Raw genomic sequence first — 26,917 nt, forward strand, 5'->3', positions numbered from 1 at the left:
CATGCTTCTGCTTATTGCTTTTCTCATTAGCGTCGGTGTCCTGGTCGTGCTGGCACTCGCGTTCAAATCCTTTTCGGGCTTGACCTCGGCAGTCAGCGATGAAGACCGGACTTACCTCGACCCGCTACCGAAGCTACTGCGTTTGCTGTGGCCACTGGTTAATTTCGTGGACCACCATTTTGGCGGCAAATATAGCCCCGAGTCGATTGCAAAAACAGAAGTACAGCTTCGCGTGACTTCACTGCTATTTCTGATGACCGCTCGCCAGTTCATTTCGCTGACGCTGATCTCCACGGTGATCGCCACGCTGATGGCGCTCGGTTCGATGCTGGCACTCGGCATGTTTTCCGTGTGGGTTCTGTTCGGTGCTGCATTGCTGGGCTATTACTATCCGCGAATCTGGACTCGCGGTGTACGTCTGCGTCACGTCGCAAACATTCAGCGCCACTTGCCCATCTTTCTCGACTTCCTCACATTAGGTGTCGAGGCGGGTCTGAATATCAACGGAGCCATCCAGAAAGCGGTGGAGAAAGGACCGGAAGGTCCGCTGCGGCGCGAGTTCGAACATGTGCTGCGCGATCTGAAGTCCGGTCTGAACAGAACGGAGTCGTTGCGGCGCTTCGACGAGAGGCAAAAAATCAAGGAAGTGACCAACATGGTCGGCGCGATCGTGCAGGCCGAACGGATGGGATCGGGACTCGCCAAATCACTCCGTTTTCAATCCGACCAACGTCGCACGGAACGTTTTCAACGTGCGGAAAAGCAGGCCATGGAGGCGCCCGTCAAACTGGTCTTTCCGCTTCTGGTTTTCATTTTTCCGATTACCTTTATCGTGCTGGGCTTTCCCATCGTCATGAAGTTCGTGCAGGAGGGCCTGCTTTGAAATTCGCCCGACTGATCGTCCAGGACTGCGACAGCAGCGTGCGCGTATCGATTACGGAGAGCGCGCGCGAGCGTATGCGCGGGCTGCTCGGTCGTGACAGTCTGGCCGGCAATGAAGCGCTACTGCTGCGAGACTGCCGGTCCGTCCATACGTTCGGCATGCGGTTTCCCATCGATATCGTCTTTCTCGACCGGCACAACCGTGTCGTCGCCATTCGTCATGCGGTCCGCCGACGCCGTGTACATCTCAGTCTCCGCGCGATGCACACGCTCGAAATGGCGGCGGGCATGGCCCGATTGCATCGGATGAAAGTCGGCAGCCTTCTCGACTTCGGAACAACGCCGTGAGCGATATAGACAAAACGGCGCGGCGTCGCTCCGCTCTCAAAATCCGTCAACTGGGCCAGGCGATGACGGAATTCCTCGTTATCGCCCCGCTGCTGCTGTTCTTTTGCTTTGGCACCATCCAGTTCGTCCTGTTGTATCAGGCGAAATCGACGCTCGACGTCGCGGTGCTGGAAGCTGCCCGCGAAGGCGCCGTGAATCACGGCTCCATGACGGCGATGCAAGCCGGCCTGGCACGCGGCCTTGCACCCCTCTATGCACGCCGGGCTACGGTTGAAGGCGTACAGGCCGCGCAGTCAAAGGCAGCGGTCGATCTGGTCACCGCCAGCCAGATCAATATCGTAAGTCCCACCCCGGCGATGATTTCCGATTTTGCCCGCCCGCGCTATTACCCCGAAGAAGGGGCGTACGAAGTCGAGATTCCCAACGATACGCTCATGTATCGCAGCTCCGCGCTGGGCTCTGCATCCGGCGTCGATATTCAGGATGCGAATCTCCTGAAGATTCGCGTTCACTATTGCTACAACATGTATGTCCCGCTGGTTAATAAGGTGATCTATTACGTCACCAATGTGATCGGCACGATCGGTACCGGCGGGATTCTGACGCGCGAGCCTGGAGACTATATCGAGTACCCGTATGGCGAGCCTCAGCATCCCGACTTTCTATGCAAGGTTAAGCTGGCCGACGGCATGGCAACCGACCGTTGGCCGCTGCCGCTCGAGTCGGAGGTCATCGTGCGCATGCAGTCGCCCTATCGAAGTCAGTCAGGCGACGTCACACAAAACACAGCTCGCCTGCGCACGCCATGATAAGTGTCCGATCGATCTACGCGTACAGGTCGTCGCTCGATATGGAGCGCGGAGGGACCGCGCCCCTCCGACGTAAGACGAGAGACGCGACGCTTGCGATCATGCTTATAGGAATGGCCTGCCTCGCGCAACCGGTGCTCGCGGCCTCGACTCAAAGCTCCCATGTCCGTGGGGCCACGCACGTCTTGATGATGGTTGGCGGAATCGCGGCAGACGAGAATGAAACCCCAGACACGGCAAACGCGCAGACCACTGAAAACACTGCTGAGCAAGATGTCTCAACCGAGGATGCCGGTAAGTCATCAATCGTGGTCCTGCCTGGACGGCCACTCTTGGAGGGCCCGGCATTCCCTGCAACTGTCGCCTCGCGCGTGTTGGCGCTCGCACCGCTAGTGCGCGAAGCCGCTCGCGCCGCCCAGATCGACAGCGCGCTGCTTATGGCAGTGATCGATGTCGAATCGGGTGGAAATCCCCAGGCAGTCTCGCCGAAAGGTGCAACAGGACTCATGCAACTGATGCCAGAAACGGGCGCGCGCAACGGTGCGTCGAATCTGTTCGATCCGCGCCAGAACGTCGCAGCGGGTGCGCGTTACCTGAGTCGACTAATGTCGCAATTCGGCAATGTGCAATTGGCGCTTGCCGCCTACAACGCCGGGGAAGGCGCTGTGCAGAAATATGGTGGGCAGATCCCGCCTTACGCGGAGACGATCGATTACGTGCCGCGCGTGCTGCAGCGCTACTGGCACTATCGGAACATAGATGCCGTGGCTGCGGGGAAGCTTCGAAGCGAATCAAGGAGTGGGCGCTTTCTCCTGGTCAGAGAAGACGCTGGTGGGATTGATTGACCGAAGGCAATCCAAGGCGAGAGCCTCACGGATGCGCGGCAGAGTCGAACAGCTTTTGCAGTAGAGCCAGCAGATGCCCGAACGATTCGACAATGCGGGGGAGATGGGATCGGGCGTCGTCGATCTCGCGTGCGCGGATGGCTGCTTCGAATCGCGACATCAGATCGATTAAGCGCGCCTCGTCGAGCATTCGTAGCGAACCTGTGATGCGATGGGACGCCGTCGCTGCAGCATCCCAGTTTGAAGCGTGAAATGCATCGAGCAATGCTTTGAGCGTGGCGGTGTCGGTATCGATCAGCAAGCGAAGGAAAGGCGGCACGAATGTTTCGTCACCACCTACGAGTTCGAGTACTTTGCCGCCAAGCGCTTCTGTCGCCGAACTCGCGATCGAAAAGGATCGTTCAGAAGCTCGAATTTGCGGCCTCATTGGGTCGAGGCGACGCGACAGCGTCGTGCAAAATCCACCAGTGCCACCAAGGAGTTAACGCTCAACTTGTGCATGATCCTGGTCTTGTGGCTACTCACGGTTTTGTTACTGATGAACAGCGCATCCCCAATCGCCTTATTCGACAAACCCTTCGCCAGCATCTGCAAAATCACCAGTTCCTTATCGGATAACAGTTTAAGTTTGTCGTCTTCAGTGCGCGTTGCCGCGGCATGTCCCGCGCCTCCCGTATTCACGCTCATCGGAAACACCGAATAACCCGCCAACACCGCTTCCACGCCGCGCACAATTTCCTTGATGTCCTGCGATTTCCCGACGAATCCCTGAGCTCCCGCGCGCATCGCCCGCGCGGCGAACGTTGCGGGATCGTGCCCGGATAGCACCAGCACGCGGATCGACGGATGCGCGAGCTTCAAACGCGGGATCACATCGAGCCCGTTGATACGCGGAATGTCGAGATCGAGAATGGCGAGATCCGGTGTCAACTGGCGCGCCAGTTCGACAGCGACCTGTCCGTTATCCGCTTCGAACACTTCGGCAATGCCGAGCAGTTGAGAGAGTTGCGTCTTGATCACCAGCCGCATGGCGGGATGATCGTCGACAATCAGAATTGTGGTCATGAATATTTCCCGATAGGAAGTGAGCGAAGGACGTGAAACAGCATCAGCTGCCGTCACGCAAAAATTCGATTTCCACGCGACGATTCGGCGCGAGGCAGCCGACTAACTGGTCACGCTTTCTCTGTGTGCAATCGACGATGGCATCAGCCTTGCCGCGTCCTTGTACGGACATCGGCAACGTGACGCCGCGACTGCGTAGATAGTGCTGGACGGTTTGCGCGCGCTGGAGGGACAGTTTCTGGTTGTACGCATCGTTGCCCAATCGATCCGTATAACCCTTAATAGTCAGGCCGCGAACATTCGTGACTTTCTGCAAACCCACTGCAACCGCATCGAGTTGTGCCTTGCCGCGCGGCAGCATGGCCGCATCATCGCCGCCGGCAAAACGGAATGACGAATCGGCTCTTAGCGTCACTTTCTGCTCGACAACCGGTGCGGCCGGTGTCGTCTTTTGCGATGCGCACTGAAACACCGTTTGGGCTGACTTCTGCAAACTGCTCTGAATACCCGGCAGCGTTTTTTCAGCGGCAGAAAAATTGCGGATCCACGCGTAGTGGCCGGCCTGCATCAATTGCACCTCGGCGCATGCCAGCGGCTGTTGCGCTTGCGCACAGCGCGCGGTCTCGGGATCGGATTTGATGACGTTGACGATCGCCCACAAGTCCGGGCGAACCGTGGAAACCGTGCGCAGTTCAGGATTCGCCGCCGACGGCGTCGTGCCGCTTTCCAGCCCCGCCACGATCACTGCAGCCTGGCCAACAGCCTCCTCGACGAAACCCCATTGATCGTGATGCTCCCGCTCCAGTCGAGCGGCGTCCACCCAGCATTGCGCTTTCGCGTGGAAGTAGCTGCGCTTGTCGTCCGGCAAGGTGTCGAGTTGCTGCTGCAGCGTTTCAAGCGCCTGCGCCCGGTTCGCGATCGGAGCGTAGGTGTTGATCCACTCGGAAGTCGGCGCGCCGGCAGCGGCGCTCTGCGCCGCACCCAGGCCTCTTTGCAGCACCGTGGGGTCTTCAATACCCAGACCGTCGCGCGTGGCCTGCTGGCCTACGCAACCGGCAAGAGCCAGGGCGCACACCAACAGCGGCAATTTAATTTGATTCATCGTTATGCTCAAATTATTCTCTTTTTGAAGAGTCATTGAGCATAGAGAAGCGTCGCCAGCGCTGGAATGGGAAGATTCCTAGAGTTCTGTCGTACGCGAGACTTCGAATCCGCCGAGTCCCATCGACTGAAGCCTTTGGCGACCGCAGAATTCAGACAATTTTCTTTGTCGACGCCCGAACCAGGACACCGCGCGCACCGCCGCGCTACAACTTCCCTTGGGCAGGCTTCACTTCAACCCGAAATCGACACGCGTAGTGGCGCCCTTGTCCTTGATGCCGTCGGCGTTGAGCTTTGGCGCGACGATGAACACGCGGCTGCTGTCGATCTTGCCGTCGAGATATTGCTGCACGCTCTGCGCCCGTTGCTGGGCAAGTTCGCGCAAGCTGGCGTCGTCGATCGGCGCGTTCGTGGCGATGGCGTGCTTCATGTCGTCGTCCGGCACACTCTTGGTCAGGCCGACAAAGTTTGTCGGCTTCTTGAAGTCGGCGGATTTGTAGGCCTTGGTCAGATACTTGTCGTAATCCTTGGGGTCCACCGTGACGGTCGAGAGATCGACGCTCTCGCCGTTGCCCACCACGTCCTTGATCTTCTGCTGCTTGACGAGTTTATCGACGTACTGCGTACGCAACGCGGGTTCGTCGACGGCCGGATCGACCCGGCCGATCAGATCCATGCGAACCGATGTCTTGTCGGCCAGCGCCTTCACGATCGTGTCGAGTTTGCTGATATCGGCATCCGTGAGTTTTGCCGAACCCGGCTCGAACTCGACATAGCCCAATTCCTCGCCGCTGCCGCCGAATGCGTTGGCGATCAGCGAGAACGGCGCGGTCACTGCCCTTTCCAACAAATTGAGCACCGCGTGCCAGATCAGACCGCCAATGCTGAACTCGGGGTTCGACAATGAGCCCGACACCGGCAGGTTCACATCGATTTCCCCGCGCGAATTTTTCAGTAGCGAGATCGCCAGACGCACCGGCAATTTAGTCGCGGTGTCGTTCTGGACATGATCGCCGAACGTCAGCTGATCGATGAACAGGTGATTGTTCGCGTTCAACTGATCGTTGTCGAGCTTGTAGTGCAGGTCGACGTTCAGCTTGCCTTTGGTAATCGGATAGCCGGCATATTTCGCCGAATACGGCGTGAGGTTGGTCAACTCGATGTCGTGAGCGCTCGCGGTCAGATCGAGCGCGGGCTTGGCAATCAACGGATTGACCGTGCCGCGAATCGACAGCGGTCCATTGGCGGCCAGTTTCGCGGCGATTTCGACCGGTGCGGCGGTGGTCGATTGCGTGCCGAACGCGCCGACCGTGCCTTGAATATCGACCAGGTTGGCCGTGAAGTTCGGCTTGATGAAGTTGTCGGTGTAAGTCACGCGACCCTGCTGCAGCACCAGCTGCCCGAAGTGCAATTTCACCGGACTTTGCGGCGCGGTCGCGGCCGTCACCGTGGCGGGCGTCGCCGACGAGGCCGGCGCCACCACCGCCGGCGCCGCCGGTTGTGGCGTCAACGGCACGGGCTCGGCGCCGCTCTTGTCGCGCGTGAGCGACTTGGCGGTGCCGCTTTCTTGCGCCACGACATCTTTCAGGTTGAGCTTGCCTTGCGCGTCGAGCAGCACGCGTCCGTAGAACTTCGAGAACGTGACGCGTCCCGCGTCCACCACCGTACCGTGCTCGTCGTAATCCGCTTTGAGGTTCGACAAGGCAAGCGAGCCCCATCCGGCGAACGGATCCGAGGTGGCCTTATCGAGCATGCGCACGTCGACGAGCGCCACGTCGCCGCGATAGCTCGCTTTCAACGCCTTCGCCTGACTCAGTTGAAGGTCGCCGCTCGCATTGAGCAGCGCGCTCGCGATCAATGCGTTCAGCTTGTCGCCGAAGTAAGGTTCGAAGGCCGCCGCATCGAGCCGGTTCGCGTTGACCTTGACGGCCACCTTGAGCGGCGTCGCTGTGACGTCGCCTTTCACGCCGAGCGTGCCTTTCCTGTTCAGCGTGGCCTGCAGATCGATCGGCAGTGGATGGCTCAGGTCGTCGCTGATCTGCTGCACCTTCAGTTGCATCGGCGTGATGCTCAGCTTCACCGGGCGCGCGGTGGTGTTGTCGGTGAACTCGGCGGTGGCGTCTTTCAGGTTCAGTTCGCCGATCTTGTAGTGCCATGCGGGCCCTTCCGCCTGTGCCTTCCTGACGGCATGAATCGCCGTGCGCTGTTGCGCGACTTCGTGCTGACCGGCAAGCGAGGCAAGATTGATGCTGCCGTCTTTCAAACGTTGTGCGTCCACCATCAAGCCAGTCGTGTCGACGCTCGTCACGTCGGCTGTGCGAGCGGCGACGTCGACCTGTTTGACCACCACCTGACCCTGCGCCAACGCGACCACCGGCGCCTTGCCGCCCCGTGCGGCAATCTTCACCGATTGCATATCGAGTTGCGTGTCCGAGACCATCACGGCCACGGGCGACTTCGCCCAGTTCGCACCGACATTCACCGTAGCCGACAGTGAGCCGTCGGTGATCTGCGCGGCCGTCGCCGTGTCGATATAAGGTTGCAGCAGCGGCAATTTCAACGACTTCAGATCGAGCCTGGCACTGGCCGTCCTGTCGACGAGACCGACCGCGCCGGCGGCGGCCAACGAACCGCCGCCGTCCTTGAAGTCGGTGTTCAGCGTGTAGTGCGCGGGTGCGGTGGCGAGCGTCGAGAAATCGGTGAGCGAGACGGCCAGTTTCTGCAAGCCGAGATCGACCGGTCGCGAGGCGGCCTCGTCGTGAACGTTGACCGTGCCGTCGTTCAGCGCGAAACGCTTGATCGACAGATCCAGCGGTTGCGCGGGCTTTTCCGTGGCGGTTGCGCCAGAAGCCGCGACCGGCGCGCTCGCGGTGTTTTTGTCAGCCGCCGGTTGCGACGCGGGCGCCGATGCCGCAGCCTTGTCGGCAGTCGCGGGCGCAGGCGCGAACATCCGCTCGACGCTCAACACGCCGTCCTTGTCGCGCGTGAGACTGGCGCTCGGCGCGTCGATGCGGATCTCGTCGAAGTGATAGAGGCTCTTCAGCGGCTCCAGCGTCGCTGCGGCCACGTGGACTGCGCGCGCCGCGAAGAACGGTGCCTTGCCCTGATCCCGCACGTCCACGTCGTTCAGATCGACGGTGCCTGCCACGCGCAACGAAGGCGCGTCGTTCGAGATGACGAAGTTGAGCTTGAGATCCGTGGAAAGCTTGCCCGACTGCACGATCACCGGCAGCCTGGTCGGCGCGTAGGACATGAGTCGCGGCACATCGAGCCCGTCGAAGCGCAGCGACACTTCCGACTCGCGCGACGCGGCAAACGGCTTGGTCTTGCCATCGATGGCAAGCGGACTGCCGTCGATCCGCGCCCGCAGCAAAGGCTCGACGAAGATATCGGTCTTGGAGGGCAGCGTCGCGATGAACGGAATGCCGAGCTTCCACTGATCGATCACGTGGGTGGCGCCGAGCAGCTTGTCGTCGAAGGTAATCTGGCCGTTTTCGAGCCGGATATTCGACACGGAAAACTGCGCGGGTTTGCTATCGGGCTTGGCCGGCTGCTTCGAAAATTTCTCGATCAGGTCGCTGAAATTGAAGCGCTGCGCATCGTAGCGAACGATATGAAAGCGCGGTGAATCGAGCTGCACTTCGTCGACGATCGGCGCCGCGCGAAACAGCGAACTCCACGACGCCTGCACGATGAGCCGCGAGATATCCACGAAGTCGCCCGCGCCGCCGCGCTCGCCGATGTGCACGCGGTCGGCTTCGAGTCGCAGCGTATAGGGATTGAGGGCAATGCGGCCAATCGTGGCCGGCCGGTCGAGTTGCTTGCTGAGTTGCTGTTCTGCGATGTGCCGGATCAGCGGCGGCGCAGCGAAAAAGCCGAGCAGACCGAACAATACGAGGAAGATCAGCAGACCGGTGATGCCACGCCGGGTGCGGCGCGACTGCGCGACATCGCGCACGGTCCGCATGGAAGATGCCAGTGAGGCTTTATTGAGGCTTGCCATGCTCGGTCTTGGGTAATGCGGCGGCAAGCCCGCCGCGAAAACGAAAATCCCGCAAGCGGCAGTATAAGTCGTGAATCTTCGATGGGATAGGAATGTAAGCCGCGGCTTACACATTCATCCGCCCTACTGAGGATACGGTCCGCCGCGACGAAGCGGCGGACCGTTCAAGCTGGCTGCATCAGCCGCGCGTAACTGTCACATCACGGACGCATTTCGCCGATGCATTTCAACGACGTGCTTCATTGACGCACCACGGCCGGCGGTTGCCAGCTACCGTCGGTGGCTTGCGGCTTCGGGGCGTACAGACGCAACACCAGTTGCAGATCGGCGCGCGGCGCCGGTAGCCAGTTCGCGCTTTTGGCGCGAGCCGACGACACCGTCACGTCGAGCGAACCGTCGCGATTGCGGCGTGCCCCGTTGCGATCGCCGACTGCCAGACGCGCCGGCGCGCTTTCGCCCAATGCGCCGTCCCTGGTATAAGCGGTGATCGACCAGAAGCCGCGCGCCGGCGGCAACTGGTTCGGCGCAAAGTGAATCACATAGCGGTTGGCGCCGTTGAGCGCATGACCGTCGCTATCCTGCGTCACGACCGCGCGCACTTCGTCGTCCTTCGTGCCGATGCCGGGCTGGACAGCCGCAGCGTAGGCGCGCATCGCGTAGTCGGGACCGTAGTTGCCGACGCCGTCGCCGAACCAGCTCCAACCGTTGCCGCTCAGCAGATTGGACGGCGGCGTAACCACGCGCTCGTGACCGTCGGCGAGACCGGCCGTGATGGCTTCGGGCGCGTTCGGCAACTTCACCGGTTCGTCCGGCGTCACGCCGAGGTCGGACAGGAATTTGAGCGCATGCGGATCGGCCGGAGTAGGCGGATTGTCGGGCAAGGCCTGGGCCAGGCGCGTGAAGAAACCGTTGGCGTCGAGCGCGGCGACCTGCGCAGCCGGCGTGCCGGAGGCGCCAATGGCGGCGTCGGCGGCATAGCTGTGCGGCGGCGTAATCGATGCCGAGCGCGTGTCGCCCGTGTACACCGAGAGCGGCGCGACGCGAATGGCGCGCTGCAGCTTGCGCACCGCCGTCAGGTCGCGCGTTCCGTTCGACTGGATGCGTACGCTCACCCAGGCGTTGCGAGTCGGCACGTCGACGCGCTTCACGCCCTTGGGCAAGTCGCCCTGCCAGCCCGGACCGACAAAGGCGAGGGTTTGCGCCTTGATGCCGGCTGCACGGGTGGCGAACTGCGGCGCGGTCGACCACACCACATTGGTCCACATGTCGAGCAGGCGGGCGTCGACGTAACGGCCATGCGAGTCGGGCAAGGACACGATCACGGGTTCGCTGCCGACGTCCAGCCAGCCGGTCGAGTCGAGCGTATCGAGGCTGGGCTGCATCGGATTGGCCGCGCCAATCGGCGGCAACGCCTGAGCGTGACGCAACGTGTTGAGCGGCGCCTGGCCCGGGTCCGTGCCGACGGCGGCATCGCGCGCGACGCCCATCAACACCAGCGGATAGCCGAAGACGTACGAGTCGGCGACTTCGTCCTTGATCCAGCCCGTAGGTTTTTGTGTCAACGACGGTGCGGACGCGCAACCAGCCAGGAGTGCGAGGCCTGCGAACGATGCGCAGGTCCAATGAAACGAAAACGGTTCTCGGCGATTTTTTATCATTCGTTCAGGTGGCGGAACGTGCGGTCCTAAGGGATACGTCGGCACGTAGCGATATCTGCGCTGCGTGGGTCTCCCAATACCCGGCGCAGCCAGTCCGCAGTTCGCGATGCCGACACCATCGGGTTGTATCGTATCCTTGCTCACCAGGCAAGCGCAAAGGCAGGAATTGCGCGTTGTCGCCCGCGCGCGCGGCCCATTTGCGGTACGGTTGACGCTTTTTGACGCACATCGCCGATAATTCGCGCGCGGTGGCCGCACGTCGCGGGCCGCCCACTATTTCTTGTCCCCCGCCCTTTTGTATCCGGAGCGCTTTATGTACATGCCCGCCCAATTTGAAGAGAACCGTCCAGAGGTTCTCCAGCGCCTGATCGCCGAGCAGCCGTTCGGCGCGCTGATTACGAACGGACCGAACGGGCTCGACGCGAATCACGTGCCGTTCGAATTCGAAGCAGCCTCGGGCGCGGCGGGCGAGTCGCAGGGCATCCTGCGCGCGCACGTCGCTCGCGCCAACCCGGTCTGGCAGGAAGTCGCCGGCAACCCCGAGACCCTGGTGATCTTCCAGGGGCCGGCCGCCTATATCTCGCCGAACTGGTATCCGAGCAAGCACGAGGCGCATCGGCAGGTGCCGACTTACAACTACATCGTGGTCCACGCTCACGGCCGTATCACCGTGCGCGACGACGAGTCGTTCGTGCGCGGCGTCGTCGCCCGACTCACGCGCAAGATGGAAGCCGGCCAGCCGGTGCCCTGGAAAATGGGCGACGCGCCCGCCGACTTCATTTCGCAGATGCTCGGCGCGATCGTCGGCATCGAAATCGAGGTGACGCGGCTGGTCGGCAAGTGGAAGCTCGGCCAGAACAAGGCCGCCGCCGACCGCCGCGGCGCCGCCGAGGCCCTGCTGGCAAGCCAGGATGACGGACAACGCGCCGTGGGTCAGGCTATGCTGGACGCGCCGCCGGCGTTTTGACCGGGTTCGCGAGCCCCGCCGCGGCGGCGCTTTAACGCCGCTGACGAATCGCTCCTTGACCTTCCAATCATGGGAAGGTCGATAGTGAGGTCATGACGCGGCCTAATGCCGCCTTGAGGCTTGCCTAGCATGACCGAACTTGCCCATCCGCAGCGCCCCACGAGCGCTGACGCTGTCCCCGCCCGCACCGCCGAACTCGACATCGGCGGCATGACCTGCGCGTCGTGCGCGATGCGCGTCGAGAAGGCGCTGGCCAAAGTGCCCGGCGTCACGCGCGCGTCGGTGAATCTCGCCACTGAGCGGGCGCGCGTCGAAAGCGACGCCACCGTCGACCTCGAAATGCTGGCTAACGCCGTGCTCAAGGCCGGCTACGAAGCCAGCCCAGCGGCCAATGCGGAGGTTGCGACGACGGCTCCCGCCCAGCAACCCACGGAACTGGCGATTGGCGGCATGACCTGCGCCGCCTGCGCGATGCGTGTCGAAAAGGCGCTGGCCAAGGTGCCGGGCGTCGCGGGCGCGGCGGTGAATCTTGCGACCGAAACGGCTTCTGTCAAGCTAACCGGAGAAACCGTTGTGACTGCGGATACGCTGGTTGCCGCCGTCAAGAAAGCGGGCTACGACGCGACCCTGATCGTCCCGCCGGAGGCCCCGCCAGCCAACGACACCTCCAACAACGCCCACGCCGCCAACCCCGCCGACCGCAAACGCGACCAGGCTCGCCGCGAACTCGCGGCCGTCCTCATCTCTGCCGTCCTGACGGTGCCGCTGGTCGTGCCGATGGTCGGCGACTGGTTCGGCGCACATGCCATGCTGCCGCCGTGGCTGCAGTTCGGCCTCGCCTCGCTCGTACAGATCGTGTTCGGCGCGCGCTTCTATCGCGCGGCGTATCGGGCGGTGCGGGCCGGCGCCGGCAACATGGACTTGCTGGTCGCGCTCGGCACGTCGGCGGCGTATGGCGTGAGCGTCTATCAATTGCTGACCCATCCGGGCGATGTGACGCATCTGTATTTCGAAGCATCGGCGGTCGTGATCACGTTGGTGCGCTTTGGCAAGTGGCTCGAAGCACGGGCAAAGCGCCAGACCACCGACGCCATCCGCGCACTCAACGCGCTGCGCCCCGACCGCGCGCGCATCCGCGTCGGCGGTGAGGAACGCGACGTGCCGCTTGCACAGGTGCGAGTCGGCACGGTGGTGATCGTGCACCCCGGTGAACGCGTACCGGTGGACGGCGCCGTGCTCGAAGGCCGCACGCACATCGACGAATCGCTGATTACCGGCGAAAGCCTGCCGGTGCCGAAACAGCTCGACGACAAGGTGACCGCCGGTTCGATCAACGGCGAAGGCGCGATTGCCGTGACGACCACCGCGATCGGCGCGGAAACGACGCTCGCACGGATCATTCGCCTCGTGGAAAGCGCGCAGGCGGAGAAGGCGCCGATTCAGCGGCTGGTCGACCGCGTCAGCGAAATCTTCGTGCCGGCCATTCTGGCCATCGCGGCGCTCACACTGGTCGGCTGGTTGATCGTCGGCGCCGGTGGCGAAACCGCGATCCTGAACGCGGTGGCCGTGCTGGTGATCGCTTGCCCATGTGCGCTCGGACTGGCTACCCCCGCCGCCATCATGGCCGGTACCGGCGTCGCAGCGCGGCATGGCGTGCTGATCAAGGACGCCGAGGCGCTGGAAACCGCACATCGCGTGACGATCGTGGCGTTCGACAAAACCGGCACGCTGACGCTCGGCCAGCCGTCGGTGACGGCCTTCGAGCCGATCGGCGGCATCGACCGCGACGAGGCGTTGGCGCTGGCCGCCGCCGTGCAACGGCACAGCGATCATCCGCTGGCGCGGGCGGTGGTCAAGGCGTATGAGGCCGCCGAGGCGCGCCACCCCGAAATGGCCGGCATCGCTGATGGCATGTCCATGACGCCGGCTAACCGCGAAGCGACGCCGGTCCAGGCGCGCGCCGTCGCGGGCCGCGGCGTCGAGGCCGAAGTCGATGGCCGCGCTCTGGCGCTCGGCAGTACGCGTTGGCTCGATGAACTCGGCATCGCTCTGCCACCCGAATTCGCCGACCGCGCTCGCGAACTCGAAAGCGCCGGCAACACCGTCTCCTGGCTGATGCAACGCGGTCCACGAGCGCCTGCTGCGCTCGCGCTGATCGGATTCGGCGACACGGTCAAACCGACGGCACGCGCCGCCGTCGAACGACTCAGGCAAATGGGTATTCGCAGCGTGCTCATCACTGGCGACAACCGCGGTAGCGCGGCAAGCGTCGCCACGGCGCTCGGCATCGACGAATTCCACGCCGAAGTCCTGCCCGACGACAAAGCCCGCGTGATCCGCGACCTCAAAATCCGCAGCGCCGGCATCGTGGCAATGGCGGGCGACGGCATCAACGACGCCCCCGCGCTCGCCGCCGCCGACATCGGCATCGCGATGGCAACCGGCAGCGACGTCGCCATGCAGGCGGCCGGTATTACGTTGATGCGCGGCGATCCGGCGCTGGTGGCCGACGCCATCGACATCTCGCGAAAAACCTGGCGCAAGATCCAGCAGAACCTGTTCTGGGCGTTCGTCTACAACCTGATCGGCATCCCGTTGGCGGCCTTCGGCTGGCTCAATCCGATGCTGGCCGGCGCGGCGATGGCGTTTTCGAGCGTCAGCGTCGTGACCAACGCACTGTTGCTGCGCACCTGGCGCGGCGCACCCGGACGCGTGGAAAGCTGAAGTCGAGCAGTTGAACGCCCCTCGGGCGTTCAGATCATTTACGAATCGCTTTCAAAAACCCTAAAGAAAACGGTCGATGCCGCCGTTAACAGGTCATTCGATGCCGGACATGCCCACCATGATCCGTGCATCGCGTGTCCTTCTTACTCCGTCATCGCCAATGGAATTTCTCTCTTTGCGCCGCGCAAGCGTCGGCGCCCGCCTTGCCGTGTTCTCTTGCGTGTTGGTGGCATTAATTTTTGCCGCTTTTACGTGGGCGCTCACGCGCACCGCCGGCCAGCAAGTCAGCGATCAGGTGCTCGGCCGCATAGCCGACCGCGACCGCTCGATCGCCGCGATGATCTCGTTGTTCGATAAGGCGCTGTCCGCCGAAGTCGACCGCTCCATGTCGCTGTTCGCGAGCTTCCTGCCCACCGGCTTTACGCTCGACGAGACCCAGAAAATCGATATCGGCGGCGTCGCCACCCCGACCATCAAAGCGGGCGACAAGGTCCTGAACATGGACTTCAGCATCCCCGACCAGTTTCTCGAGCGCAGCGGCGCCGTGGCCACTGTCTTTGCGCGTAGCGGCGACGACTTCGTGCGTGTGACCACCTCGCTGAAAAAACAGGACGGCTCGCGGGCGATCGGCACGCTGCTCGACCGCAAGGCGCCGGCCTACGCACTGATGATGGCGAACAAGCCCTATACGGGCCTTGCCGCGCTGTTTGGCAAACGTTTGATCACGCAATACCGGCCGATCACCGATGCCAGCGGCCGCGTGATCGGCGCGCTGTTCGTCGGCGTGAATGTGGACAAGGAAATCCAGTCGGTCGAAGACGGCATCCGCGGTCTGAAGATCGGCGACAGCGGCTATTACTTCGTGGTCGACGCGTCGAAAGGCGCGGAGCGCGGCAAGCTGATCGTGCATCCGGCCGCCGCCGGCCAGATGGGCGACGACGCCAACGCACCGTATCAGCAGATGCTCGACATGAAGGAAGGCCAGCTCGAATACAGCTCGGCCGACGGCACGCTCGGCGAGCACAGCGCGCACGACAAATTCGTCTCGTTCGTCACCGTGCCGGAATGGCAATGGCTCGTAGGCGGCGTCGCGCCGCGCAACGAAGTGATGGCCGATGTCTATTCCGCACGCAACGCGTTCCTGGTGCTCGGCCTCGTGCTGGTCGGCCTGTTCGCGATCGTCTTCCTGATGGTCGTGCGGCGCCTCGTCAGCCGTCCGCTGGACGAAGCCGCGAAAGCGTCCGAGCGTTTCGCTTCGGGCGATCTGAGCGTGCGCGTGGCGCGCGACGGCAAGCTGCGCGCCGACGAGATCGGCCGGCTGATGAAGTCGATCGACGGTATCGGCGAAGGTCTCGCGCGGATCGTCTCGCAAGTCCGTCATGCATCCAGCGACATGTCGCTGGGCACCGAGAAAATCGCCACCGGCAGCGGCAACATCGCGGCACGTATCGCCACCCAGGCGAGCAGCCTCGAGGAAACGGCCGCCAGCATGGAACAGATCACCTCGACCGTGCAGCAGAACGCCGATCACGCGGGCCAGGCCAACACGCTCGTGACCCGTGCCGCCGACGCTGCCATCGAAGGCGGCCGCGCCGTCGACCGCGTGGTGTCGACGATGGGCGAGATCAGCCGCTCGTCGCAGAAGATTGCCGAGATCACGACGGTGATCGAAGGCATCGCGTTCCAGACCAACATCCTCGCGCTGAACGCGGCGGTCGAAGCCGCGCGTGCCGGTGAGCACGGCAAGGGCTTCGCGGTCGTGGCCTCGGAAGTGCGAGCGCTGGCGCAGCGCAGCGCGGCAGCGGTGAAGGAAATCGAAGAGCTGATCGCGACGTCCACAGCGACCGTGCAGAGCGGCTTCAAGATTGCCGAAGAAGCCAGCTCGACGATGCAAGGCATCGTGGCGCAGGTCGGTCAGATCCGCGCGATCATGGGCGAGATCAGCGTGGCGTCGCGCGAACAATCGGGCGGCATCGAACAGGTCAATCTCGCCGTCACGCAGATCGGCGAAGCGACCCAGCAGAATGCGACGATCGTCGGCGAAGCAGAACTCGCGGCGGCTGAATTGCGCGATCAGGCCGCGCGTCTTGCGCAGCTGGTCAGCGTGTTCACCCTGGAAAGCGGACGCGGCTGAGAGACGATTCGGGCCGCAGCGCCCGACTCCATCAGAACTCCACGTCGAGTTCGTCGATCTCTTCCACTTCCTGCTGCGCGTCGGCGATCCACTCCTGCATCTCGGGCAGCGCCATGATCCGCTGCCCGTAATCGACGATCTCCGGATCGAGCTTGACGTCGTAAGTCACGAAACGTGTCACGACGGGCGCGTACATCGCATCCGCCGCAGTGCGCTCGCCGAACAGAAACGGGCCGCCATACTGCTTCAGGCATTCGCTCCAGATGGTCACGATCCGGTCGATGTCCGATTGCGCGCGCGCCCAGACCTTGAAGGCGGGAAAGTGCGCCTTGAGGTTCATCGGCAGCGCCGAACGCAGTGACCCAAAACCCGAATGCATCTCGCCGCAGATCGAGCGGCAATGCGCTCGCGCGCGCACGTCTTTCGGCAACAAGGCCGCCGCCGGTTTCAGTTCGTTCAGATATTCCGCGATCGCCAGCGTGTCCCAGATCTTGATGCCGTCGTGGACCAGGCACGGCACCAGAATCGACGGCGAGAGCAGCAGCAACTCGGCGCGCGCCGCCGGATCGTCGATCGACATCACGATCTCCTCGAACGGCAGACCGCTGAACTTGACAAGCAGCCAGCCGCGCATCGACCACGAAGAATAGTTCTTGCTGCTGATAGTGAGCGTGGTATTCGCCATACGTTTCTCCTCCAGATGAGGCATCCGGTCGACGCCCGGCGCCTTGCATGCACGCTGCCGTGCGCGCACGCACCAAAGCGCGGCAGTTCCGGCCCGTCCGTCTGACCGGCGCAAATGCTATGCCAACCTACAGGCATGGGCGGCCCCGTGCATTGGCCCGATTGGCACATGACTTGCCTCTGTTCGAACTCCTTCCCTCTTTGCATTCGTGCGAAGGTTATGAACCTGTTCGCATATCCCACATACCAGGCCTTCGCCGACATGATGTTGCCCATGCGGCACGGCGCGGCACTGATGAACCATTCGCTCGACGCATGGCCTGCGCTCGGCGAAACGCCGCACGGCCGCTCGATGCGCGCGGCTTGCGAGTTATTGACGCTGGCCGGATTGACGCCGGTGCGGCCGCCGTTCGGCATCGACAGTGTGGTGACGGAAGGCAAGCAGGTCGCGATCGTCGAGGAAGTCGCCGCGCATACGCCGTTCTGTTCGCTGCTGCACTTCCGTAAGGACACCCAGCTTTCGCATACGCAACCGCGCGTGCTGGTGATCGCGCCGATGTCCGGCCACTTCGCCACCTTGCTGCGCGGCACGGTGCGCACCATGCTCGCCGAACACGACGTCTACATCACCGATTGGCACAACCCGCGCGACGTGCCGCTGAGTCAGGGACGCTTCGGCTTCAACGAGTTCGTGCAGCACGTGATCGACTTCACCGAGAAGATCGGACCCGGCGCGCATCTGCTGGCCGTGTGTCAGCCGACGGTCGCCGCTCTCGCCGCGGTCGCCCTCATGGCCGCCGACGATCACCCCGCGCAACCGGCCAGCATGACGCTGATGGCCGGGCCGCTCGACACGCGCATCAATCCGACGCGCGTCAACGAGCTGGCCAAAAGCAAACCGATCGAGTGGTTCGAGCAGAATCTCATCAGCGCGGTGCCGTTCGGTTTTGCGGGCGCGCATCGGCGTGTGTATCCGGGCTTCGTGCAGTTGACCGCGTTCATGTCGATGAACCTGAACCGCCACCTCGATTCGTTCGAGACGATGTACTACGAGCGCGCCAAGGGCGACCCTGCGAAGGCCGACACCATCCATACGTTCTACGAGGAATATTTCGCGACGATGGACCTCACGGCCGACTTTTATCTCGAGACTGTCGACACGGTTTTTCAGCGGCACGCGCTGCCGTTGCATGAACTCGAAGTCGCAGGACGTCTCGTGGAACCATCGAAGATTCGTCGAACGGCGCTACTGACTGTCGAAGGCGAAAAGGACGATATCTGCGCTGTCGGGCAAACGCTCGCCGCACAGGACATGTGCGACAAGTTGCGCCCGTATCTGAAGACGCATCACGTGCAAACCGGCGTCGGACACTATGGCGTGTTCAATGGGCACCGTTGGGAGCGGCATATCTATCCACGCGTGCGCGCCGTGATTTACGACAACGAGCCGCGCGCCGTGCTGGTAAGTTCGCGGGCACGCACGATTCAGCCGATGGCGCCGGTACCGGTGGCTGTTCCCGCCGCCGCGGCCGCCGAGATGACAGCCGCGGCGCCGGTCGCGGCGGCGGTGGTCGAGGTGGCGGCGAATACGGCGTCAGCAGCAGCCAATGGCCGGTCGACGACGATCAAGCCGCAAGCGTCGCGCTCGCCGCGCCGGCGCCCGCCGGCGACGCAGTAAGCGAGTCCCGGCGTCAGGCCGTGACGCTCTTCCAGGGCTTCACGGCCGGCACTTCGCACGGGCCTTCCGCATCGATCGATTTGAAATCGGCGGGCGAGACGATTTCGATGTACTCCATGTCTTCCGAGTAGTCGAACAGATAGTGGACGATGCCCGGCGCCTGATGCACGCAATCGCCGGCGGCGACGAGCGTTTCCTTGTCGCCGTACATGAAGCGCGCCCAACCCTTCAGCATGATCACAATGTGGAAATCGGCCTCATGTCGGTGCCAGCCGGTGCCTTGCTCTGGTGCGTGATTTGCCTTGACGAGTTGCGCGAGCACCTTGCCGCCGGTCGCTTGTGCGATGCCTAAATCGCGGTAGAGGAAAAAATCGCGTAAGCCCTGATCCACGTAGGACGTGTCTTGCGGACGGACATGGCTGAATTGCGTGGCGAATTCGGTGGACATGATCGCGCTCCTGGGGAGTGAGCCGGCAATGGAAAACGACGCGTTGGAGCGTCGATTGCAAGCATCAAGCGGGCCAGTTTGCGCGGCGCCTCGAGGCCGCTATTTCCCCATGCGCATTCACGAGGTCGGGCGGAACATCTCGAACATCTCGCCGATCTCGGCATAGTCGCCGCGATAGCCGGCGCGCATGATCGGCTGCGCCGCGTGCGTGTCGAACAACCCATCTTTCAGATACGCCTCGTTGATGTGAACCCCCACCACCTGACCGAGCGAGAGGTAGTTGTCCATCGGCGTGCCGTCGAGCGAATGCAGACGGATCACTTGCAGCAGCTTGCATTCGAGCGCGGCGGGCGATTCGGCGACGTGCGGTACCGCGACGTTGCGCCCTGGCGCCGGCGTGAGGCCCGCGAGTTCGAATTCGTCGACGTGCGGCGCGACGGGCGCGGACGAGCGGTTCATCTGCTCGGCGAGCGGTTTCGTGGCGAGGTTCCAAACGAATTCGCCGGTCGCTTCGATGTTGCTGACGCTGTCTTTGCGGCCTTCGCTACAGAAGCCGATGATCGACGGAAAGGTCGCGAACGCACCGAAGAAACTGTAGGGCGCGAGGTTGAACGTACCGTCCGCGGCGCACGAGGAAATCCAGCCGATCAGGCGCGGCGCGACGATGGCTTTGAAGGGATCGTGCCGCAGACCGTGGCCGGTGGCGGGGTTGTAGAAGTAGTGGGACATGGGGTGGGCTGGCGCTTTGCGGGTGGGCAGAAGAGGTAGTTATACCGCAGAGTGGCGAAGCTTGAGTTGCGGGAATCCAGACGGCGTTGCGGCTGGCCATCGGTGTTCTATCGGTTTTCTATCGGCGTTCTGGTGGTCATGTCAGGGCGCGACGATCGACTGAGCGAAGGCCGCCAGTTCCGCGTAGCCAGGCGGCGCACCGCCTGTACGCCGATTCCAATCACCCGCGGCTAATTACGCGCTTACGCCCCGCCTTGACCTGCGCGATATGCGCGTCGTCCCAATCGTAGAAACCAGCGCCGCTGCGCAAACCCACACGGCCTGCATCGACTTGTTCGCGCAGCAGATCCAGCACATCTTCGTCTTTGGCGAGTTCCGGCATCAGATGCGAGGAGATGTCGAGGAAGGTATCGAGCCCGCCCATGTCCGCACCTTCCAGTGGTCCAACGATGCCCCAGCGCCGGCCGAGCGACGCCTTCATCACCCGGTCGACCACGTCGGGCGTCGCCGCGCCCGAGCGAACGATGTTCAAGGCCTCGCGCAGCACCGCAAACTGCAGGCGGTTACCGACGAAACCCGGAATCGCTTTCGCCAGTACCACCGGTTCCATGCCGATCGCGCTCATCAATGCCGCGGTCTGCCCGGTCACTTCCGGCGCCGTCGCGGTGCCCGGCACGACTTCCACCAGCGGGATCATGTGCGGCGGATTCCAGAAATGTGCGATCACGAAGCGCTCTTTTGCTCGCAGCGGAGCCACGAGTTGATCGGGCGGAAATCCGCTGGTGTTGCTGGCGAGAATCGCGTCAGCGGACAGCAGGCCGGCCAATTCCGCATAGAGACGGTGTTTCAGTTCAAGGATTTCGGGGATTGCCTCGATCACGAATTGCGCCGACGCCATCACGCTGAGTTCAGCATGCGTCTCGATGCGTGCAAGCGCCGCCTGCCTGGCGGTATCGTCGATGCGCCCGGCGTCGATCAGTTCGTCGAGCACGGCTTCCGCTTTCGACGCGACGCTGGCCAGGCGTGCCGGATCGACATCGTGAACGATCGTCCTGTGTCCGTGCAAAGCGGCCTGCGTCGCAATGCCGACGCCCATCAATCCCGTCCCCACCACGCCAATCACTGCCTTGTTCACGCCCGCTCTCCTGGTGCCGTCGATGAAAGCTTCAAAGCATAGCGCAGCCGCCTGTTTCATGAGCCTGAAAGCAACAAAGCCGGTCTTCCGTGGGGAAGAACCGGCTTTGCCGACTACGCGCCGCCCGAGGCGGCGCCGTCATGCCACGCGTATTAGTAACGTTGCGGCGGACGATGGTCGTCGTGGTGATGCGGGTCGTTGTCGTGCGGATGATGGCGCATCCAGTCGTCATGAGCCCAGTAGCGATGGCCGTCGTAATAACGATCGCCATGCCAGCCGATGTTGACCGACACGCCCACCGGCATCATGTGCGCCTGGCCGTACATGGCAGGACCGTTTTCCACTACCACCCGTTCCTGGGCAAAGGCGCTGCCGGCTGCGAGCAGCGCGCCGCCAGCCAGCAACGTTGCAATGATCGAACGCGATGTCTTGTTAAAGGTTTTCATAGTGACCTCCCATCAGAGTTTGTGTTCAAGCCAGCGTCCGTGCTCGGTCAGATCTGAACCACACTCAGACTCGAACCAGACGCCGTACGCCTGGAACAAACTTTAGCGGCCACAACGGCGTGAATACGTGAGCACTTGTAAGCGCTCGTTTCAATGAAGGGGTCGGATTGTGCGCGCCCTGTTTCGCGTTCGACGCCCGCCCGTAAAGGCATGCGCGATGAATCTACCTATTCGCGCGTCAGCGTTCTGTCAGCCGCCGTTACATTCATTTCGGCGTCGAAATATTCAAAGACACGACAGGCTTGCGAAAGCGTCGCCCAAAACAAAAAGCCACGGTACGCGTTTCGCGAACAGTGGCTCAATAATAACTTCGACGCACCCGAAGTGCGCGCCCGTACGCGGTGATCCGCGCTCAGGCCGGTACAGCTAGACTTTTTAGTCGCTCAGCTTGACGCCGAACAACGTGGACTGTGCTCTGCGCACGCGTTCCGCTTCGCGGCTACGGGCTGCATACGAGTAGTCCGAATCCAGCGGCAAGTGGGGCGACGCAAAGAGGTCGCTGACCTTTTGGAACAATGCAAAGATGAAGCTCATGGCGACTCCCGGTTGGTTACTGCGTTTGCTAGGGTTTTCCCTTAAGAAGAATTATAGGGTTTTCCCTAGGCAAAAGCTAGTGCGATGCAGCAATTTTCCGGGTGTGGTGCGTTGTCACGGGCAAATTCTCCATGGTGCGTTGCATCATTACAACAGCCCTTTTTTTAAGGCTTCAGGTCGAAACGGCCAGTTATTGCAGCGTGGTGGCGAGTGGCTTGCGGCTACGCACGGGTTTCGCGGCCGTGGCGCTCGTGCGCGGATTGACGGCGGCGGCATCGACCGCGCCTGCGGCCGCCGCGTCGGTGCGTAGCAACATCGCGCTGTTGACGGAGACGATCAGCCCCGGCAACGTGCGCGCCGGGTTGTCCTGCGGCTTGACCGCTGCGCCCGTCGCGGAAAACTCGATGTTGAGCGCCCAATAACCCTCGTGGATGCCCTGATCGCGCAAGAGCGCGCCCAGTAGGTCCTCGATGGAATATTTGTGCTGGCTGGCCGGCATGAGAGGCTCCCGTCAGAAGATGCGCTGGCGTATCCGATCCGGCTTCGCAACAGCAACGAGAGTGTAGAACGCGCGATTCGGCCTGCGACGGGCCCGCGGCAATCGGCGCCTTACCGTACCTAACGATGAAACAGAGGGAAAGGAAGCGTGCTGCGGCGGTCGCGCGAGCGAAGACGAGAGAAGCGACACGAGAAACTGCTGCCGGCTCATCGCCGGCGCGGTAGTCCCCGCCTAATGTGAGCTGGCGACGGGCTTCGGCTTGTGCACGTGCTGCTGCAGTCGCGCGACGCGTTTGGCATGAACCGGCGCAGAGCCTGCTGGTTGAGGCGCAGCAGGCGTCGCAAGCGTTGCCGCCACGCTTGCGGGAGCGGCGTTGGCCGCCGCCGCATTGGCCACTGCGATATGGCTGTCGAGCAAGCTGGCCATCGCCGCCTGCTGGTTCTGCATCATCTCTTCGATGCGATGCTGCTGCGCGGTGGTTTCTCGCGTCAGACGCATCAGGAGCAAGGTCTGCGTGATGCCGATTGCGACCGTGACCAGCAGCGCACCGACAACGATCGACAGCATCCACTTCATGCGCCGCGAGTGATCGGTCGCCGCGTGGCGCTGATCGGCGATCACGCCATATAGCGCGTCGACGGTGTCGGCGAAGGCGGTGGCCCGCGCACGATCGAGTTCCGGCGCCAAACGCAACGCTGCCGCGGCCGCGTCTGCGCGTTGGGCCTCGCGCGACGATGCGGCTAACGCGGCGTTGGTCTGCACCGGGTTCGCGGGATTAACACACGCCTGCGAGTCATCCGGTTTCGACTCGACAGGCGGGCTCGCGGAGCGGGACGAAGCGTTTTCGGTCGACGTGCTTTGGGCGTCAACCGCGTTCGTGACCGACGCCGCCGACCCGGCCGCCTGCCGCGAAGCCGACGCAGCCTTGGAAAAAGTCGCGGCAAAACGCTGCGTCGACTTCGCGCCAGCGAGGGCCGAGGTCGAAGTCGGCGCCGAGGCAGATGTCGTCGCCGGATCCGTCGCCGTACCCGGTTCGGCCGCCTGACGCAGCGCCGTGATACTGCGAGCGACAGTCGCTGCCGCCATGGCCGGAGTCAGCGCCGTTGTTGCCTCGCGCGCGAACGCGGTCGATTGCTCTTCCACCCTCGTCGTCTCGCCAGCGGCTTTGTCATCGTCGGAAGCCAACTCGGCTGCCGGCGCAGCCGTCGGCATCGACGGTTCGATTTCAAGCCCGCTCAACACCGCATTGACCGAAACGGGCTCCTCCGCCTTCGCTGCACGCGGCGCGCGCCGCCCCGCTTTCGCGTCGGGCGACGCGCCATCGGCGGGATCGATCGCACCGACTGCGGCCAACACCACATCCGGCAATTCGAAGCCGTGCAGCGTGCCTTGCCGGACGTCGATGTTCATCGCCTCCAACGTGGCGCGGGTGGGATCGTCGGGAAACAGGTCGAGGGTGCTGTCGTCGCGCGCGGCGTCGCTCAGTTGCGCCAGGCGTTGTGCCGAACGCGCCGCACGCGCCAGCTTGTTTTCGGTTTCGGTCGAGACGGCGGCCTGACGCCGCTTCGTCTTCGAAGCGGCGCGCGGAGGCTGGGACTGCGTGGATGCTACGGAATCTGCCATAGAGGAAAAAGCGGTCGTCGCCGGACAGCGGGCGCCGGGCACCGCTCGTCAATGCCGTGGGAATTTTTTGAGACCGCATTGTCGCATGGCGGCCCGTCGGCTCGAAGCCATTCACCGACGATTTTCCGCATTCAGGACGCCGCGCCATCCTGTCGGAACTGCTTGACGCCATGCAGTTGACGCAAGCGCGAGCAGATCGCCTCATATTCGATACTCGACACGCGATGAAACGTGATGATCACTTCATCGCACTCCGGCGCGTCGTCGCTTTGCTGCATCACGAACTGTTTGACACGCGGACTCGCCGCGCCGAGTTCGTCGTGCAGCGAATGAAAAGTCATGGTGCCGCGCTCGACGAGCATCGTCACCTGACGCCGTTGCTTGACGGTGATGAAGCGGCGTTCGAGCGGCTTGATGCCGGCCAGAATAATCAGAATGATGATGGTCGCCGCGATCGATGCCGTGTACAGTCCGCCACCCACGGCAAGCCCGATCGCGGCCACCGACCAGAGGCTTGCCGCCGTAGTCAGCCCGCGCACGATTTCCCCGCGCAGCAGGATCGAACCCGCGCCGAGAAAGCCGATACCCGACACCACCTGCGCGGCCATCCGCGAAGGATCGAGCACGACGTGATCGCCGGTGAGCACTTCGGCAAAACCGTAGGCGGACACGATCATGATGAGCGCCGAACCGACGCACACGAGCATATGCGTGCGAAGCCCTGCGGCCCACGAAAGTCGTTCCCGCTCGAAGCCGATAACGCTGCCCAGCGCTGCGGCCAGCACTAGCCGGGAGATGAGTTCGAGGTTTCCCAGCATGGGTTGTTCTCCTTGTCTGAAATGTTTTGAAGTATTTTCGGCAGCAGCGCCGCTGTGTCAGCGGGACCTGTTTGCTTTATGCTAAGCCGCACGCCGCCGCGCCGGTCGGATGAGTGAAAACCGAACCGAGACGTGAGCGCTTCGAGACACCGCGTTTGATCACATTGACTATGCCGAGCATCAACCCTCCCGCCGCTTCGACGATCGCCCTCGCTACCGCGCTGCGCGATCATTTCACGGGCGTCGTGTTGCCCATGTGGCGCGGCCCGGGTTTCAACACCGCATTGAAGCTGCCCTACGAAGCGTTTAGCGCCGAAGAACATCAGCCGATGCCCGCCGAACGCTATCGCGCGATGGCCTGTGCGCGTCAACTGTTCGTGTTTGCGCAAGCCGGCGATGCGGCACACGCGAAAACCTTGTTCGACTCGCTGGTGCACACTTTTCAGGACTCGCGTCGCGGCGGATGGTTCTATAGCGTGGACGCAGAAGGCGTACCGCTCGACACTACCAAAGATCTCTACACGCATGCCTTTATCGTCTTTGCGTGTGCGGAATACGGCCGACGCTCCGGTAATGGCGACGCGCTGGAAATCGTGCATGGCACGTCGGCGCTGATCCAGTCTCACTTCGCCGCCGACGACGATCTGTTCAACGCCTCGCTCAGCGCGGACTTTGCCAGAGTCACCGGCACGCCGATCCAGAATCCGTTGATGCATTTGACCGAAGCCTGGTTGGCGGCCCGCGAGGCCACCCACGACCAGGCTTTCGACGCCGCCTTGCAACGCCTTGCCGGCGCGATCGCGCGTCGCTTCGTGCATGCGCCCACCGGTTGCATCGCCGAATTGCCGATCGGCGCGGACGACAACCGGCTGGAACCGGGTCATCAGTTCGAATGGTTCTGGCTCGTCAAGCAGGCAGGTGGCTTGTTCGACGGCACGGGTCTCGCGGAAGACATGCAGCGCGCATTCGGCTTCGCGCAGCAACATGGCGTGGATCGGCACACGGGCGGCGTGTGCGCCTCGCTCGATGAAACCGGCGGCGTGAAGGACGCGACCCAGCGAATCTGGGCGCAAACCGAATATTTGCGCGCGCTGGCAAGCCACGACGCGCCGCAAGCGCTCGAGGTTCTGCCGCGGCAGATCGCGCTTTTCCAGCAGCGGTTCCTGCGTCCCGAAGGCTGGTTCGAGAGCAAGACGTCTACAGGTGACGTGGCGCGGGCCGACATGCCGTCGACCACGCCTTACCACCTTGCAACCGCTTATGAGGCGCTGCCGGGCTAACCGCCGGCCGGTGCCTCGTCCGACGTCGGCGCAAAAGCCGACCGACGGGTCAATCAATACTCTTCACGCTGCCAGGGGCCCCAGCCGGTGTCGGCCGATTTAAAACGCATATAAGTTGCGCTTTGTCCGGTGGGGGTGTCCGACGTGTCGCCGAGCGGCTTCTGGTCGGTGGTGTGGAGGGCGAAAGCCTGGCGCTCGTCGGTGTCGACCGTGATACGGCCAACCGGGTCCAAGGTGCCTTCCTGAGGAGATTTAGACTCCAAAATCGCCAGATAGGGGGTCAAACGACTCCAGAACGAGGTGAGTTCCTCTTGCAAATAATGTGTCAATGTTTTTCCTGGAAGAGTAATACAAGCAGTTTACCCTACCCGCTGGTGCACCCTTCGAAATGCTTTCCGAGCCCCAAAAAGGCGGGAGCCGGGGAATACCCGAATGCCTAGAGATTGG

Annotated in this window: 24 protein-coding genes; 9 read left to right on the forward strand and 15 right to left on the reverse strand. The window is 62.9% G+C overall.

The genetic code is table 11. The annotated features are described in order from the left end of the window. Position 1: 1 nt before the first annotated feature. The 4 genes from FQ705_RS07000 to FQ705_RS07015 all read left to right on the forward strand — a co-directional run bounded on the left by FQ705_RS07000 (position 2) and on the right by FQ705_RS07015 (position 2,884). A complete protein-coding gene (locus FQ705_RS07000; protein WP_144138780.1) occupies positions 2-883 on the forward strand; it encodes a type II secretion system F family protein in 882 nt (293 codons plus the stop codon). Then, on the forward strand, positions 880-1,230 hold the full coding sequence (locus FQ705_RS07005; RefSeq protein WP_144138783.1) for a DUF192 domain-containing protein: 351 nt from the start codon (positions 880-882) through the stop codon (positions 1,228-1,230). Before FQ705_RS07000 ends, FQ705_RS07005 begins: the two co-directional genes overlap by 4 nt. A gap of 62 nt (positions 1,231-1,292) precedes the next feature. Next, positions 1,293-2,039, forward strand: coding sequence for a TadE family protein (locus FQ705_RS07010; RefSeq protein ID WP_144142247.1), 747 nt, complete (start codon positions 1,293-1,295; stop codon positions 2,037-2,039). 188 nt (positions 2,040-2,227) lie between these two features. Beyond that, positions 2,228-2,884, forward strand: coding sequence for a lytic transglycosylase domain-containing protein (locus tag FQ705_RS07015; RefSeq protein WP_313955663.1), 657 nt, complete (start codon positions 2,228-2,230; stop codon positions 2,882-2,884). A 25-nt stretch (positions 2,885-2,909) separates the two neighbouring features. Here the strand turns inward: FQ705_RS07015 and FQ705_RS07020 are convergent, their stop codons facing one another. The 5 genes from FQ705_RS07020 to FQ705_RS07040 form a co-directional block, all read right to left on the reverse strand. After that, entirely contained in the window at positions 2,910-3,185 is a 276-nt protein-coding gene (locus tag FQ705_RS07020; RefSeq protein ID WP_186307807.1) for an Hpt domain-containing protein, read from the reverse strand. Positions 3,186-3,307: 122 nt separating this feature from the next. Beyond that, positions 3,308-3,949 (reverse strand): response regulator transcription factor, encoded by a 642-nt coding sequence (locus FQ705_RS07025; protein WP_144138787.1) that lies wholly within the window; start codon positions 3,947-3,949, stop codon positions 3,308-3,310. Positions 3,950-3,992: 43 nt separating this feature from the next. Continuing rightward, on the reverse strand, positions 3,993-5,051 hold the full coding sequence (locus FQ705_RS07030; protein WP_186307808.1) for an OmpA family protein: 1,059 nt from the start codon (positions 5,049-5,051) through the stop codon (positions 3,993-3,995). Between the two features lie 228 nt (positions 5,052-5,279). Next, entirely contained in the window at positions 5,280-9,053 is a 3,774-nt protein-coding gene (locus FQ705_RS07035; protein ID WP_144138790.1) for a DUF748 domain-containing protein, read from the reverse strand. A 239-nt stretch (positions 9,054-9,292) separates the two neighbouring features. Continuing rightward, positions 9,293-10,711, reverse strand: a complete 1,419-nt coding sequence (locus tag FQ705_RS07040) for a DUF1254 domain-containing protein (protein ID WP_144138793.1) — start codon at positions 10,709-10,711, stop codon at positions 9,293-9,295. Positions 10,712-11,024: 313 nt separating this feature from the next. Here FQ705_RS07040 and FQ705_RS07045 point away from each other — a divergent pair, with 313 nt between their 5' ends. The 3 genes from FQ705_RS07045 to FQ705_RS07055 all read left to right on the forward strand — a co-directional run bounded on the left by FQ705_RS07045 (position 11,025) and on the right by FQ705_RS07055 (position 16,536). Next, the gene (locus tag FQ705_RS07045) at positions 11,025-11,678 is read left to right on the forward strand and encodes an FMN-binding negative transcriptional regulator (protein WP_144138796.1); all 654 of its coding nucleotides are present in this window, start codon (positions 11,025-11,027) and stop codon (positions 11,676-11,678) included. Positions 11,679-11,807: 129 nt separating this feature from the next. Beyond that, a complete protein-coding gene (locus FQ705_RS07050; protein WP_144138799.1) occupies positions 11,808-14,402 on the forward strand; it encodes a heavy metal translocating P-type ATPase in 2,595 nt (864 codons plus the stop codon). Positions 14,403-14,562: 160 nt separating this feature from the next. Beyond that, positions 14,563-16,536, forward strand: a complete 1,974-nt coding sequence (locus FQ705_RS07055) for a methyl-accepting chemotaxis protein (protein WP_144138803.1) — start codon at positions 14,563-14,565, stop codon at positions 16,534-16,536. A gap of 31 nt (positions 16,537-16,567) precedes the next feature. Here the strand turns inward: FQ705_RS07055 and FQ705_RS07060 are convergent, their stop codons facing one another. Next, positions 16,568-17,221, reverse strand: coding sequence for a glutathione S-transferase family protein (locus FQ705_RS07060; RefSeq protein ID WP_144138806.1), 654 nt, complete (start codon positions 17,219-17,221; stop codon positions 16,568-16,570). Positions 17,222-17,440: 219 nt separating this feature from the next. Between FQ705_RS07060 and FQ705_RS07065 the strand changes: the two genes are divergently transcribed. After that, a complete protein-coding gene (locus FQ705_RS07065; protein WP_144138809.1) occupies positions 17,441-18,898 on the forward strand; it encodes a polyhydroxyalkanoate depolymerase in 1,458 nt (485 codons plus the stop codon). Between the two features lie 13 nt (positions 18,899-18,911). Here the strand turns inward: FQ705_RS07065 and FQ705_RS07070 are convergent, their stop codons facing one another. From FQ705_RS07070 to FQ705_RS07100, 8 genes are all read right to left on the reverse strand, one after another. Next, a complete protein-coding gene (locus tag FQ705_RS07070; protein WP_144138811.1) occupies positions 18,912-19,346 on the reverse strand; it encodes a cupin domain-containing protein in 435 nt (144 codons plus the stop codon). 117 nt (positions 19,347-19,463) lie between these two features. Further along, entirely contained in the window at positions 19,464-20,075 is a 612-nt protein-coding gene (locus FQ705_RS07075) for a flavin reductase family protein (protein WP_144138814.1), read from the reverse strand. Between the two features lie 220 nt (positions 20,076-20,295). Next, positions 20,296-21,171, reverse strand: a complete 876-nt coding sequence (locus FQ705_RS07080) for a 3-hydroxyacyl-CoA dehydrogenase family protein (protein ID WP_260854504.1) — start codon at positions 21,169-21,171, stop codon at positions 20,296-20,298. A 191-nt stretch (positions 21,172-21,362) separates the two neighbouring features. Beyond that, positions 21,363-21,656 (reverse strand): hypothetical protein, encoded by a 294-nt coding sequence (locus FQ705_RS07085; RefSeq protein ID WP_144138819.1) that lies wholly within the window; start codon positions 21,654-21,656, stop codon positions 21,363-21,365. Between the two features lie 435 nt (positions 21,657-22,091). After that, complete coding sequence (locus FQ705_RS34000; protein WP_186307809.1) at positions 22,092-22,250, reverse strand: hypothetical protein; 159 nt, start codon at positions 22,248-22,250, stop codon at positions 22,092-22,094. A 190-nt stretch (positions 22,251-22,440) separates the two neighbouring features. Further along, positions 22,441-22,749 carry a hypothetical protein gene (locus FQ705_RS07090; protein WP_144138821.1) on the reverse strand — a complete coding sequence of 103 codons (309 nt, stop codon included), beginning with the start codon at positions 22,747-22,749 and terminating at the stop codon, positions 22,441-22,443. A 231-nt stretch (positions 22,750-22,980) separates the two neighbouring features. Then, the gene (locus FQ705_RS07095; RefSeq protein WP_144138824.1) at positions 22,981-24,372 is read right to left on the reverse strand and encodes a hypothetical protein; all 1,392 of its coding nucleotides are present in this window, start codon (positions 24,370-24,372) and stop codon (positions 22,981-22,983) included. A 131-nt stretch (positions 24,373-24,503) separates the two neighbouring features. Beyond that, positions 24,504-25,190, reverse strand: coding sequence for an MgtC/SapB family protein (locus FQ705_RS07100; RefSeq protein WP_144138827.1), 687 nt, complete (start codon positions 25,188-25,190; stop codon positions 24,504-24,506). A gap of 170 nt (positions 25,191-25,360) precedes the next feature. Between FQ705_RS07100 and FQ705_RS07105 the strand changes: the two genes are divergently transcribed. Next, positions 25,361-26,470, forward strand: a complete 1,110-nt coding sequence (locus FQ705_RS07105; RefSeq protein WP_144142252.1) for an AGE family epimerase/isomerase — start codon at positions 25,361-25,363, stop codon at positions 26,468-26,470. A 53-nt stretch (positions 26,471-26,523) separates the two neighbouring features. Here the strand turns inward: FQ705_RS07105 and FQ705_RS07110 are convergent, their stop codons facing one another. Next, positions 26,524-26,799 carry a hypothetical protein gene (locus FQ705_RS07110; RefSeq protein ID WP_144138830.1) on the reverse strand — a complete coding sequence of 92 codons (276 nt, stop codon included), beginning with the start codon at positions 26,797-26,799 and terminating at the stop codon, positions 26,524-26,526. Positions 26,800-26,917: the final 118 nt, after the last annotated feature.

The sequence above is a fragment of the Paraburkholderia sp. BCC1884 genome, assembly GCF_900996225.1.
Lineage (GTDB): Bacteria > Pseudomonadota > Gammaproteobacteria > Burkholderiales > Burkholderiaceae > Paraburkholderia.